The organism is Roseibium sp. (assembly GCF_965232425.1).
Classification (GTDB): domain Bacteria; phylum Pseudomonadota; class Alphaproteobacteria; order Rhizobiales; family Stappiaceae; genus Roseibium.
This window is the reverse complement of record NZ_OZ246971.1, coordinates 3,191,098-3,204,570: the sequence shown is the minus strand read 5'-3', so window position 1 is coordinate 3,204,570 and position 13,473 is coordinate 3,191,098. Positions and strand designations below refer to the sequence as shown.

The window sequence follows — 13,473 nt, the reverse complement described above, 5'->3', positions numbered from 1 at the left end:
CATCAAACTTGGAAGCATACTGACGCGAATTCATTAAAGGTGGCTTAACTCTGTTCTTTAACCGTGTTTTTTTACCTTAACAAAAGCTTAATCCGAAAAGAAAACGCGAATACCCGCAGCGCAGCTCCGCTGCGTCACGGGAGATCAACTTGTTCCAATTGGGTTTTCTTCAGGCAGCGGCTGTCGCGACGACCCCGGCAATGTCATTGACGACCTGTTTGACGAGATCGGCATCATCCCCTTCCGCCATGACGCGGATAAGCGGTTCGGTACCCGAAGCCCGGATGACCAGACGGCCCGATGTTCCCAGCCGTGCTTCACCGTCCTCGATGGCCGTCCGGACCCGCTCCTGTTCCAGGGGCTTGCCGCTGCTGTAGCGCACGTTCTTGAGGATCTGAGGAACTGGTTCGAAACGCCGGCAGACCTGGGATACCGGCTTGTCCTGGTCCTTGACGCAGGCCAGCACCTGAAGTGCGGCAATCAGGCCGTCGCCCGTGGTCGCGAAGTCCGACAACACGATATGACCCGACTGTTCGCCGCCGACATTGAACCCGTTGGCGCGCATGTGTTCGACGACATACCTGTCACCGACCCTGGTGCGCGCGAGATCGAGACCGATGCTGTCCAGATAGCGTTCCAGTCCGAGGTTGGACATCACGGTGGCAACGATGCCCGAACCGGAAAGCCGCTCGCTCGCCTGCCAGGATTGCGCGACGACCGCCATCAGCTGATCGCCGTCCACTTCCTGGCCGTTTTCATCAACGATGATGACCCGGTCCGCATCGCCGTCGAGCGCAATGCCGATATCCGCGCGCACCTCGTGAACCTTCTTCGAAAGCGCGTCGGTCGATGTCGAGCCGCATTCCTTGTTGATATTGAACCCGTCCGGTGTCACGCCCATGGAGATAACGTCGGCACCCAGCTCCCACAGGGCTTCGGGTGCCACCTTGTATGCCGCCCCGTTGGCGCAGTCGATCACGACCCTCAGACCCTCCAGGCTCATTTCCCGGGGCAGCGTTCTCTTTGCGAATTCGATGTAGCGCTGCTGCGCGCCGTCGATCCGCTTTGCCCGCCCGAGATCTCCCGGCCCTGCAAGGGTCGACGTGAGATCGCCCTCGATGAGCTCCTCGATCTTCCGTTCGATCTCGTCGCTCAGCTTGAAACCGTCCGGACCGAAGAACTTGATCCCGTTGTCGTGATAGGCGTTGTGTGACGCTGAAATCATCACACCGAGGTCGGTTCTGAGCGAGCGTGTCAGCATTGCGACGGCGGGCGTCGGCATCGGACCAAGGAGAAAAACATCCATTCCGACAGATGTGAAACCGGCAACCAGGGCCGTTTCCAGCATATAGCCCGACAAACGCGTGTCCTTGCCGATGACAACGCGGTGCCGGTGGCGTCCGTTCTTGAAGACAAGGCCTGCCGCCATGCCGACCTTCAAGGCCATTTCGGCGGTCATGGGGTAGGAATTGGCTTTTCCGCGAATGCCGTCGGTGCCGAAAAACTTGCGCATCTGTCATGCCTATCTGAAAACGTCGTCTGCGCCCTTTTATCGCAAAAGGAAGCGGGCGTTCTTCAAAATATGTGAGCAAATATTACTATTCACTGACGATCCACAACCGCGCTCAAAATAAAACTGCCCGGCAATGCCGGGCAGTCTCAATCTCTTCTTTCAGGCAGGAAGGCCTCAGGACGGTTGGGGCTCCATACCGCCGCTCGGCTCGTCGCCGCCGCGCTTTGCGCCTGCGGTCGGAACCGCGGAGGAACGTCCGATCGGCTGATCGTCGTCCGTGTCGCGCACGGGCGGTTTGCCGTCGAGCAGATCCTTGATCTCGTCACCCGACAGGGTCTCATACTCCAGAAGGCCCTTGGCGATCGTGTGAAGCTGGTCTTCGTGATCGCGCAGGATCTTGTTCGCGGTTTCATAGCCCTGATTGACGAAGGACTTGATTTCCGCGTCGACGATCTTCTGGGTTTCATCCGACACGCTCTGGTTCTTCGCAACGGAATGTCCCAGGAATACCTCTTCCTGGTTTTCGCCGTAGAGAAGCGGCCCGAGTTTGTCGGACATGCCGAACTGGGTGGCCATGGCGCGGGCGAGCTTCGTCGCCATCTGGATGTCGCCCGATGCGCCGGAGGTGACCTTTTCGTAGCCGAAGATCATTTCTTCCGCAACGCGTCCACCCATGGCCACCGCAAGGTCCGCCTTGCACTTGGCGCGGGTCAGGGAGACCTGGTCCTTTTCCGGAAGCCGCATCACCATGCCGAGCGCACGTCCGCGCGGAATGATGGTCGCCTTGTGGATCGGGTCCGATGCTTCCTGGTGCAATGCGACCAGCGCGTGGCCAGCCTCGTGATAGGCCGTCAGTTTCTTCTCTTCCTCGGTCATGACGAGCGTACGGCGTTCCGCACCCATCATCACCTTGTCCTTTGCGTCCTCGAACTCCGCCATAGTCACGAGACGCTTGGAGCGCCGCGCCGCCAGGAGGGCGGCCTCGTTGACGAGGTTCATGAGATCGGCGCCAGAGAAGCCCGGGGTACCGCGTGCAAGCGTCTTGACGTCGACGTCCGGAGCCAGCGGCACTTTCCGCATGTGGACCTTTAGGATCTTCTCACGCCCTGTGATGTCCGGGTTCGGCACGACAATCTGGCGGTCGAAACGGCCGGGACGCAGCAGTGCCGGGTCCAGGACGTCCGGACGGTTGGTCGCGGCGATGATGATGATGCCTTCGTTCGGCTCGAAACCGTCCATCTCGACCAGCAACTGGTTGAGTGTCTGCTCGCGCTCGTCGTTGCCGCCGCCAAGTCCGGCGCCACGGTGACGACCGACCGCGTCGATTTCGTCGATGAAGATGATGCAGGGCGCGTTTTTCTTCGCTTGCTCGAACATGTCGCGCACACGCGAGGCACCGACACCCACGAACATCTCGACGAAGTCCGAGCCGGAAATCGTGAAGAACGGAACGTTGGCTTCGCCTGCCACCGCGCGCGCGGTCAGCGTTTTACCCGTTCCCGGAGGACCGACAAGCAGCACACCGCGCGGAATACGGCCGCCAAGCCGCTGGAATTTCTGCGGATCGCGCAGGAACTCGACGATTTCCTGAAGGTCTTCCTTGGCTTCGTCGATACCGGCGACGTCTTCGAACGTCACGCGTCCGTGCGCTTCGGTCAGAAGCTTGGCCTTGGATTTGCCGAAACCCATCGCCTTGCCGCCGGATCCCTGCATCTGGCGCATCACGAAGATCCAGATACCCAGGATGATCAGCATCGGCAGCCATGAGAACAGGGCGCCAAGAAGCGGAGAATTCTCCGCAGGCGGGTTGGCCTTGATCAAGACACCCTTGCCGCGCAGCTCGTCCACGTACTGCGCTCCGTCCGGCGCATAGGTCTGGAACGCGCCACCGCTGTTGTACAATCCGGTGATTTTCTGTTCCTGGATCGTGACCGACCTGACCTCGCCATTGTCGACCTGCCTCATGAAGTCGGAATAGGCGATGTCATTCGTGGCACCCTGCTGCGCAGGGCTTTGAAACAGCTGGAACAATGCGATCAACAAAAGGGCAATGATGACCCAAAGAGCAAAGTTGCGAAAATGTGCGTTCATTTCGTTCCCTTAACCGCCCAACGCGACTTACTGCACGCGGTTACATTTCTCTTAGAGCGAAGATAGGTCGCCCAAGGCCCGCTGCCAAGGCGGTGCGCCATAATGCGCATATGCGCTGACTAATTTATTAAGCCCGGACCTCTATCAGAAGTTCGTGGAGAGGAAAACCGCAGAATCCCCTTCACAGGTCCTCTTGACCGTCCCTGCCATCCAATAATTTACCCCGTATCGGCAGTCTCTCCAAATCCAAGCTGCAGCTATGGTTATTTTCACCAGTGCCCGTTTTTAGGGAGACAGCTTGTTCCAGAAGCCCGCCTTGGGCATTCCACACTGCGGGTGAACACTCGAAAGCCGACTTAGGCCATCCCTGTGGCCAGATGATGTCTTTCGAACTGACGGGGGCATGCATCAGCGGTCCGAGCCGCAATCCGATGTCCCGCGCCTCGGCAGGACCGGTGTCAGGGACAGCGTATCGGTATCGATGATCCCACACGCCGGTACCGACAGGGTCCGACAGCGTTTCCGGCGGGACCCGCCCCGGTTCGCGCCAACTCCACACCAACGTGTCGTCCGCCTCGAACATCGCGCCGCTAAGCGTCTGCCGGCCGGACTCAGGGGAACAGAACAGATCGTCAAGGGTTTCAATCTGCCTGAGGCGCGGGCCCGGCCGGCGGCCCGTGACGATCCGGACCATGTCCTTCAACAACCGCTGGCGCAGATCCTCCGGCAGCGCCCTGTAGGCGGCGCGGTTCAGGCGCGCCGGTCCGGCGGGGTGATGTTCCAGAAGTCTGGAGGCGATGTCCTGCACGGCGCCGTCGAGCACCACGCGTGCCCGGCGCATCCGGCCCGCGGTTTCGGCAAGACGGTCCGCCGTCAGGCCTTCGTCCGCGAGCAGACCCATGATCCGGCGCAGCCGGCTCCTTTTGTATTTCCCGTCGTCGTTGGTCGGATCCTCGCACCAGCTGTGGCCGCGTTCCCGCAGGCTGGCTTCGAGCCGGTTCTTGCGCACGCCGAGAAACGGGCGCAGCAGCCGCAAGCCTTCCGGACCGCCGGGTTCATCGATTGCCATGGCACTCAACCCTGATACACCGCTGCCGCGCGTCAGCCGGTCGAGGAAGGTTTCGGCCTGATCGTCCATATGATGCCCGAGAACAAGCGCCTCGGCACCCGTTTCGGCAATCCGGCGCGCCATCAGAGCGTAGCGTGCCCGCCGCGCCGCATCCTGCACGTTGCTGACCGGCTTGATCCCCTCCCAGCGCAGGGTACTGACTTCAAGGTCGTGCCGGCGGGCGGTATCGCAAACGAACAGCGCTTCCGCGGCGCTTTCCGGGCGCAGCCCGTGATCGACGACAAGAACTTCCGCGCAGCCGTTCCATCGATTGCGCTGACGCCACTCGTCAAACAGAACCATGAGACAAAGGGAATCCGCCCCGCCGGACACGGCGAGTGCAAGATTTGAAATCGAATTCAGTCTTGAAAAAAGCGCATCGGCCTCGTCAGCGGAAAGCCCGCCCGGTTCGCGGCCGTTGTCAGGAACATTGTGCACGGACGCGTTCATCCCGTGCCTGAGACAGAACTGCCGGTGCCGCATTGGGGAACTTGTTCAACAGTTCCGAAAACGTCGCGCAGGCGGCATCGGCTTCGCCGAGCCCGCGTAAGGAAACGCCGAGCTTCAAGAGGCTGTCCGGGCTTTTGTCGTTGCCGGGATAGTCCGTGTAGGTCTTGAGGAAGGCATCGGCCGCGCCGCGATAATCCTGCTGGGCAAGAAGACTTTCGCCGAGCCAGTACTGCGCATTCGCGACGAGACTGCTGTCCGGGTAGGTCTCCAGAAAGGTTCTGAACCCACGCTCCGCACCTGGATAGTCGCCGTTGACCGCCATCGAATACGCAGCGTCATAATCGGAGTTCGGGTCGCCGCTGCCGATGATATTGGCAATCGCGTCGTCTTCCGTTCCGATCGATGGGCCGGGAACGAGTTCCTGCCCGGTCCCCGGGATCGTTTCCAGACCGTTCGCCAGCGCGGACAGGTCAATCGGACCATCGCCCGGAAGACCGGGCTGCTCCTCATAACCACCGCTCTGGTCCCAGGCGCCGTCGCCTGATCCGTTGGCGGGCAAAGTGGCAACGCCGCCATTCGGAGCGACCAGCGTCCCGGTCTGCGGTGTTCCGTCAGCCGCCAGACCGGGGGCCGTGCTGCCCGGCGCACCTGTCGGCGAGAATTCCGACCGCTTGCCCGGTGTTCCGCCTTCCAGCTGCTGGAACCGGTATTCATTGTCCTCCTGCATGCGGCGCATCTGATCCTGCATCTCGCGCATCTGGTAGGACAATTGCTCGATCTGTCCGGTCAGCGCGCGGATACGTTCTTCCAGCTGGCCGATCCGCACGGATGAATCGTCCTTCTTCCGTCCGAAAAGCTGGGCTTCGGACGGGCTCGCCGACACAACAAGGGCCAGCATCACGAACATGCCGGCCAGTGCCTTGAATTTCTGCATTCGGTCCTCCGGGTCACAGACGCGTGGGCAAAGACGTGAGCGTTGCAGCAGGGATCTGTCCTGCATCCAAGCAACCGCCTTGCATAAACAAGTTTTAGCCATGCCCGGCTCTGCACTCAAGGGACAGAGCGCCCGGACTTCGGCCAAATTTTGACGATCCGCGTTCTGAACGGCAGAAAGCGGCGATTTGCACCCCGGAATACAAAAGGGCCGGCTCGAAAGGCCGGCCCCGTCATGTCGTCATGATCAGCGCGGTTCAGTTCGTGGCGTTGCTCAGCACCGTGACCGCACGCCGGTTCTGCGACCAGCAGCTGTTGTCGTTGCACACGGCGACAGGGCGTTCCTTGCCATAGGAAATCGTCTTGATCCGCGATGCGCTCACACCCTGTGCGACGAGGTAGTCCCGTGCCGCCTGGGCGCGGCGTGCACCCAGGGCAATGTTGTACTGGCGGGTTCCGCGCTCATCCGCGTGCCCTTCGACCTGGATCGTGTACTGCGAGTACTTGTTGAGCCACTTGGCCTGACCTGACAGGGTTGCCTGCCCCTGGGCGTTCAGCACCGACTGATCCTCTTCGAAGAAAACCCGGTCGCCGACATTGACGACGAAATCCTGGCCCGTACCGGGCTTCACGTTACTGGAAAGCCCATCCGGCTTTGTCTGGGCACATGCGGCCGCAAACAGGAGCGCAAAGCAGACGACAAGCCATCTTGCTCCCTGGCCGGCAAATTCTTTGTTCAACATTCCCGTCTCCTACATCCCCAGCCCGTCAACCCGACTTCGGTTCCATCCGGTTTTAGGTAAACGCTTTCTAGCCAAACCTGGTTAAGGGCGTCTTTTCAAACATGGTTAACAGCACATGAAACGCCGGATTCCGAACCGGCGCCATGACGCGGTGTCAGTTGATCAGCGGCGACCAGGACGGATCGGACGCAAAGGCCGGCGTGTCCACGCGCTGTTCGTTGTATCCCGTAAGGTCAACCGTCCAGACCTGCGGTCCGCCATTGGCGCCCGGCGTGTCGCGGAAAAACACCAGCACACGGCCATTGGGAGACCAGGCGGGCCCTTCGTTGTGATAGCCCTCGGTCAGGATCCGCTCTCCCTTGCCGTCCGGGTTCATGACGCCGATCATGAAACGGCCCTGGTGCTGCTTGGTGAAGGCGATCAAATCTCCGCGAGGAGACCAGACCGGCGTCGAGTAGCGCCCGGGGCCAAAGGAAATGCGCCGGGCCTCGCCGCCGCCGGCATTCATGACATAGAGTTGCTGGCTGCCGCCCCGGTCGGATTCAAACACGATCTGGCGCCCGTCGGGCGAAAAGGACGGGCTCGTGTCGATCGCGGCCGTGTTGGTCAGGCGCGTTGTTCTCCGCGACCGGAGATCCATCATGAAGATGTTGGCATTGCCGCCCTGCTGAAGGCTCATGACGACGCTTTGACCGTCCGGCGAGAAGCGGGGCGCGAAGGTCATGCCCGGAAAGTTGCCCACGATCTCCCGCTGCCCGGTTTCGATGTTGAGCAGATAGACGCTCGGATCGGCGCCGCCGTAGGACATGTAGGTGATTTCCTGGCTGGTCGGCGAAAACCGCGGCGTCAGCACGAGATCGTCGCCCCGGGTCAGGTAACGCACGTTGGCACCGTCCTGATCCATGATCGCGAGCCTCTTGACCCGCTTGTCCTTCGTTCCGGTCTCGTCGACGAAGACGATGCGCGTGTCGAAATATCCCTTTTCACCAGTCAGGCGCTCGTAGATGGCATCGGAGATGATATGCGCGAGGCGGCGCCAGTTCTCCGGCGTCGTGTAGAATTGCTGCCCGAGCATCTGCTCCTGCGCGAACACGTCCCACAGGCGGAACTCGGCCCTGAGGCGGCCGTCCGGCTGCTTGATCACGGTTCCGGTCACAAGCGCCTGCGCGCTGATCTGGCGCCAGTCTCCGAAGCGCGGCGTCGAATTCACGCTCATGTTCTTCTGGATGAAACTGGCCGGGTCCAGCGGGTTGAACAGACCGGAGCGCTTGAGATCCGCGGATATGACGCCCGTCATGTCCGCCGCCAGCTTGCTGTCCCCTCCCTCGGCCGAAAAATCGGGAAGTGCGATCGGCAGGGGCTCGATGTTTCCGCCCCGAATATCGATTTCCACGAGTGCGTGGGCCGATTGAAGCGCAAGCAGGAGGATGCCCAGGGCAACGGCGAGGGTTCGTGATGCCGCAGTCGTCATCGCACCCATTCGATCAAAGCTGTTGGTCTTCATTGTCAAGCCTGGCCTCCTGCCATTCAAGCGCGTTCCGTGCCGCATGCGCGTCCTAGCCATTTGGATACAATGTTGGCTGCATTGTGTTCCAACCGTTCGGTCCGTCGTATTTTTCGCGCGGAAGGATCGAGAAACCGTCTTCCGCATCGACCCTGTACACCGCTCTGAGTGCGGCCGATGCCAGTGCCTGGAATCGTGGATCGGGATGAGAATTTTCCACCGTCGGCGCACCGGAGAGCTTTCCCTGCGGCGACAGTTTGAACCGGATGATCACCTTCAGATCCGACGGGTACTGGTCCGGCAGGCGGCTCCATTTCTCACGGATCATCTGGGCAATCACGTCTTTTTCGTTGGCCGACAGCCCGGCATGCTGAACACCGTTCCGCGTCCCGGCCGATGCCGGCGCCTGCGATGTGGACGTGTTCGCCAGCGCCTGGTTGACCTTGTTCAGGAGATCCGGATTGTCGGCGACCTGGATTTCTTCCGGCTTCTGTTCCGTGCGGGTCGGCGGTGCGGGCTTGGAACGCGGAACCGCGCTCGTGACGATCGGCTGCGGTTCGGGCGGTGCCTGTTGCGGCTCCTCGGCCGGCTCCGGCTCGGGCGCGGGTTCCGCCACGGGGGCGGGCGCCGGTGCGGGTTCCGGATCGGGCGCTGTCACGGGTTCCGGTGCCGGTGCGGGAGCGGGGGCCGGTGTCGGCGGCGGCGGCGTGGCCGCGACCGGCTCAGGTTCGGGAGCCACGGTTTCGGCAGGCTCGGGAGGTTCGGGCTGCGGCGTTTCGACGGGCTTCGGTGCCGGAGCGGCTTCGATGTCGCCGTCGGTTTCACCGATCTGGATTTCGGTAAGTTCGCTCAGCGACACCAGTTCCACCGGAAGGGAATCGACAACGGGTTCCGGAAAGCTCTCCGCGCCCGGCAAGGCCACCAGGCCCCAGACCAAAATAACCGTATGACCGGTCAAAGACGCGATGAGACCTGCGCGCATGACGCGTTACGAGTCCCGTTCTTCCAGAGTGACAAGGCCCAAGCGTTTGAAACCGGCCGCATTGATGCGGCCCATGAGTTTCATCATTGTTCCGTAATCGGCATCCTGGTCACCGCGCACATAGATACGCTCCTCGTATCCATTGGCCGCGATGGCCTCGAGTTTCGGCACCACTTCGTCAATGGCAATCGGCGTGTCCTGAATGAAGATTTCGCCGGTGGAATTCACGGAGATGGTAATCGGCTCCGTATCGCCTTCAAGCGCAGTGGCCTGCGTTTCAGGCAGGTCGATCGGCACACCGACCGTCAACAGCGGTGCCGCCACCATGAAGATGATGAGAAGCACCAGCATAACGTCGACGAACGGCGTCACGTTGATTTCGGTCATCAGAACCGCACGTCTGCGGCGGCGCCCCCGGCGCCCGCCTCCAGCCTGCCCGCTACCGACCTGCATGGCCATGCATCAGCCCCTTTCGTCGATCTGTCTGGACAGGATGGCGGAGAACTCGTCCGCGAAACCTTCCATGCGGGCAACGGCCTTGCCGACATCGGAGGCAAACTTGTTGTAGGCGATCACGGCGGGGATCGCGGCCAGCAGCCCGAGCGCGGTCGCAAACAGCGCTTCGGCAATGCCCGGCGCGACAACGGCAAGGTTCGTGCTTTCCGATGCCGCGATCGCCTGAAACGCGGTCATGATGCCCCAGACCGTTCCGAACAGACCGATGAACGGAGCCGCGGATCCCACGGTCGCAAGGATCAGCAGGCGGCTTTCCAGCCGCTCGGCCTCGCGCTGGATGGTCACGTCCATGACCCGGTCGATGCGCTGCTGCAGGGACCCGATCGCAGGTTTGGCGCCTTCGTGGCTGCGTTTCCACTCCCGCATCGCCGCGACGAACAGGGCTGCCATGGAGTGGTTGACCCGGTTGTGCAGGGTCCCGTAGAGCTCCTCCAGGGACTGGCCGGACCAGAACACCGTTTCGAACCGGGTCATCTGTCGCCGCGTGCGGCCCATCAGCAGGACCTTGTCGACAATGATCGCCCAGCACCAGACAGATGCTGCCAGGAGACCGATCATCACGACCTTCACGACGAAATGCGCCTGCCAGAACAGCGAGAAAAAAGAAATATCGCCTTCCGGCGCCGCCAATGTCGATTGGACAAGTGTTTCCATAAATTCAATGACCCCTTGGCCGTCTGACGTTGTCTTTTCCTATGTCTCCGGGCTCTGCCGCAACAGGCCGGACTCAGTACGCCAGCATTCGATCGCCAGCCGCCTCTGTGACGTTTGAATTTGTCAAAACTGGGACTTTGCCGCGTAAAGCGCGTCCTTCTTAAAAGGAATCAATTAAGGTTACTGCAAGATTAACGCGGCGATCTGTTTTACAACATTTTACCGAGATCTATGGGCTAGTTGGCCATAACTCTCGGCAAAATCATTCATTCTACGGAAAAATCGCTGGGAGCGTGCGCGGCGAGTTTTTCCGACAGCGACACCGGCAACCGGGTCGGCCGTCCCTCGCTGGTGATCACGGCCACGGTCACAGCGGCGGAAACCAGGAGTTCCTCGCCCCGGTAAGCCAGCTGATCCAGCTTGATTCTCGCCCCGCGGTATTCGGACAGGCTGGTATGGATTTCGAGCGTGTCGTCGATGCGGGCCGGCTTTTGAAAGTCGATGGTCATCCCACGCACGGCAAACGCAAGCTGAGCGCCGTACCGGCCGTCGGCGAGCGCCTTGTGATGGATGCCGATGAGGCGCAGGAAGTCCGAGCGCGCACGTTCGAAGAAACGGACATAGGCGCCGTGATAGACAATGCCGGTAAAGTCGGTGTCTTCGTAGTAGACACGGACGGGCAACACGTGACCGCCGTCTTCGAGGCGTCCAGACAAGTCCGGCCAATGCATTGCGGTACGGTCCTCTTGTTCAAACAGACAAGGGCCGCCCGGTCATCTGCCCGGGCGGCCCTTTCATAGCTAGGCGCTGACTTACGCCGCTGCAACCTCGGAGAGGAATTTCTCGACGGAGGCCCGCAGATGTTCCGCCTGCTGCTTCATCTCGATGGTCGCCTGCAGCATGTCGCCGACAGCGGCCGAGTTTTCCGCGACGCCCTGGTTCAGGGAGACAACGGTCGTGGCCACGCTGCGCGTTCCGTCCGCTGCCTCGGCGACATTCCGGGAAATCTCGCTGGTTGCCGAGCCCTGCTGCTGAACCGCATCCGAAATCGTCGTGGTGTAGGAATTGACCTCTTCCACCGACTCCGAAACGCGGGCGATCTCCTCGACCGCTTCCGACGTGGACGCCTGGATCGCGGAGATCTGCGCGGAGATTTCTTCCGTTGCCTTGGCCGTCTGGCCGGCAAGCGACTTCACCTCGGACGCCACAACCGCAAAACCCTTGCCGGCATCGCCCGCCCGCGCGGCCTCGATGGTCGCGTTCAGCGCAAGCAGGTTGGTCTGTTCCGCAATCTCGGAGATGAGCGACAGGACGTCGCCGATCTTGTTTGCCGCTTCGGCGAGACCCGAGATCTTGGAGTTCGAGCTTTGCGCCGCCATCGTCGTCTGCTCGACGATCGACGCCGTGGTCTCGACCTGCCGTGAGATTTCCGAAATGGAGGCGTTCAGCTCTTCGGTTGCCGAGGCCACCGCCTGAACGTTCGAAGAGGCGTTCTCCGACGTTGAAACCGCCGTTTCGCCCTGTTCGGATGCAGAGGCCGAGCGTTCGTTGAGCGCCGAGGACACGTCCTCAACACGGGCGATATTGGTTTCCACCAGCTCCAGCACCGACTGAGATTCGGCCCGGAAATCCGCGATCAGGGAATCGATCAGTTTCTCGCGCTTTTCGCGGGCGATATGACCGACCTTGCGCTCGGCCGCGAGACGCTCGCGCTCCACGGAATTGTCCTTGAAGACCTCGATACAGCGCGCCATCCGGCCGATTTCGTCCTGCCGCTCTGTCGCCTCCACGGCAACCTCGAGATCGCCGTCCGCGATCCTGCTCGCAGCCACCGCGAGGTTCTCCAGCGGCGCGAACATGCGGCGCGTGACCCACCAGATGAGGCCGACGATCGGCACAAGACACAGGAAGCCGGAGATGACGGCACCATAGGTGATCCGGTCTGCCGCTGCGGCAAGTTCGGTCTGCTTGACCGCCTGGACAACGCCGTAGGGTGTGCTTTCGAACGTGTTCGTGGCCTTGGCGAACCGGTAATCGCTGTCGTCCAGACTGATCAGGCTGTCACCCGACGAGATGTCCGCCATGGTGTGAACGATGGCAGCGTTTCCGGTTGCGTCGAGCTTGACCAGTTTGCCGAAGGCATCCACGAGAAAGATCTGTTCGCTTTCACCGATACCGGTCGGCTCGTTCAGCAGCGCAGCCAGTTTTTGCATGTCGGCAGTGAACGCCACAGCACCGAAGAAGCGGTCGAGATAGAACACCGGCGCGGCCAGAACAAGTGATACCGACCCGTCGGCACCGGCCACGAAGCCGGAGGAATAGATCTGTCCGGCTGCAAGGGTCTCGGCCTTGGCCGCCTCATAGAGGCTGCCCATCGCCAGTTGCACCGGGCTGCCCTTTATGTCCGCCTCTTCGACATGGAAGGCGAACTCGGGTCCCTTTTTGTAGGTGTAGGTGATGAAGCCGTCCGGGTTGGCGAGCGCCGCATCGGAAAAGAGGCCCTGCGAGATCACGTCCTGATAGACCGGGTGAACGACCTTGTGGTTGTTCACGTAGTAGTTGGACTCCTCCGGCTCGGTCAGAAGGTGACGTTCGTGTGGCGGATGCGGATTGTCTGCCACGAAGATCTTGCGGAGCGTCTCTTTCTGACCCTCCTTAAGGTTTTTCCAGCCGACCATTGTCTTCATGAGGCTGTCCTTGGCCTCTTCAAGCGAGACAAAGAACTTGGCACTGTAGAGAATCTGGTCGAGCGCCAGCTCGAGAACTTTCTGTTTTGCCTTGGTCGCGCTCTGCAGACTGTTGTCCGCCTGACCGTTCGCGACATCCCGCGACAACGTGGATGTCACTGTTACGATCGCCACACACATGGTGAGCGCACCGGCCAAGAACATGAGAGCCAGTTTGGATGAAAGGCGTTTGCGCATCGTGTCCCCCGAATAATTACAGGGACAATACGAATAAATTCGCCAACAAATGCTT

Annotated in this window: 11 protein-coding genes; all 11 read right to left on the bottom strand. The window is 61.1% G+C overall.

Translation table 11 applies throughout. From position 1 onward, the window contains the following. Positions 1 to 169 precede the first annotated feature (169 nt). The 11 genes from glmM to ACO08A_RS14745 all read right to left on the bottom strand — a co-directional run bounded on the left by glmM (position 170) and on the right by ACO08A_RS14745 (position 13,418). Positions 170 to 1,513, bottom strand: coding sequence for a phosphoglucosamine mutase (glmM, locus tag ACO08A_RS14795; RefSeq protein ID WP_422036784.1), 1,344 nt, complete (start codon positions 1,511 to 1,513; stop codon positions 170 to 172). A gap of 174 nt (positions 1,514 to 1,687) precedes the next feature. Next, positions 1,688 to 3,604, bottom strand: a complete 1,917-nt coding sequence (gene ftsH, locus ACO08A_RS14790) for an ATP-dependent zinc metalloprotease FtsH (RefSeq protein ID WP_421979764.1) — start codon at positions 3,602 to 3,604, stop codon at positions 1,688 to 1,690. Between the two features lie 181 nt (positions 3,605 to 3,785). Beyond that, the gene (tilS, locus tag ACO08A_RS14785) at positions 3,786 to 5,150 is read right to left on the bottom strand and encodes a tRNA lysidine(34) synthetase TilS (protein ID WP_422036783.1); all 1,365 of its coding nucleotides are present in this window, start codon (positions 5,148 to 5,150) and stop codon (positions 3,786 to 3,788) included. After that, positions 5,134 to 6,096, bottom strand: coding sequence for a tol-pal system protein YbgF (gene ybgF / locus ACO08A_RS14780; RefSeq protein WP_422036782.1), 963 nt, complete (start codon positions 6,094 to 6,096; stop codon positions 5,134 to 5,136). Before ybgF ends, tilS begins: the two co-directional genes overlap by 17 nt. A gap of 256 nt (positions 6,097 to 6,352) precedes the next feature. After that, positions 6,353 to 6,838 (bottom strand): peptidoglycan-associated lipoprotein Pal, encoded by a 486-nt coding sequence (pal, locus tag ACO08A_RS14775; RefSeq protein WP_421979767.1) that lies wholly within the window; start codon positions 6,836 to 6,838, stop codon positions 6,353 to 6,355. A 154-nt stretch (positions 6,839 to 6,992) separates the two neighbouring features. After that, positions 6,993 to 8,309, bottom strand: coding sequence for a Tol-Pal system beta propeller repeat protein TolB (gene tolB, locus ACO08A_RS14770; RefSeq protein WP_422041763.1), 1,317 nt, complete (start codon positions 8,307 to 8,309; stop codon positions 6,993 to 6,995). 85 nt (positions 8,310 to 8,394) lie between these two features. After that, entirely contained in the window at positions 8,395 to 9,324 is a 930-nt protein-coding gene (locus ACO08A_RS14765; protein WP_422036781.1) for a cell envelope biogenesis protein TolA, read from the bottom strand. A gap of 6 nt (positions 9,325 to 9,330) precedes the next feature. Continuing rightward, positions 9,331 to 9,783 carry a protein TolR gene (gene tolR, locus ACO08A_RS14760; RefSeq protein ID WP_421979769.1) on the bottom strand — a complete coding sequence of 151 codons (453 nt, stop codon included), beginning with the start codon at positions 9,781 to 9,783 and terminating at the stop codon, positions 9,331 to 9,333. 3 nt (positions 9,784 to 9,786) lie between these two features. Then, the gene (gene tolQ / locus ACO08A_RS14755; protein ID WP_319384100.1) at positions 9,787 to 10,494 is read right to left on the bottom strand and encodes a protein TolQ; all 708 of its coding nucleotides are present in this window, start codon (positions 10,492 to 10,494) and stop codon (positions 9,787 to 9,789) included. Positions 10,495 to 10,760: 266 nt separating this feature from the next. Beyond that, positions 10,761 to 11,225 carry a tol-pal system-associated acyl-CoA thioesterase gene (ybgC, locus tag ACO08A_RS14750; protein ID WP_421979770.1) on the bottom strand — a complete coding sequence of 155 codons (465 nt, stop codon included), beginning with the start codon at positions 11,223 to 11,225 and terminating at the stop codon, positions 10,761 to 10,763. Between the two features lie 81 nt (positions 11,226 to 11,306). Then, entirely contained in the window at positions 11,307 to 13,418 is a 2,112-nt protein-coding gene (locus tag ACO08A_RS14745; protein WP_422036780.1) for a methyl-accepting chemotaxis protein, read from the bottom strand. Positions 13,419 to 13,473: the final 55 nt, after the last annotated feature.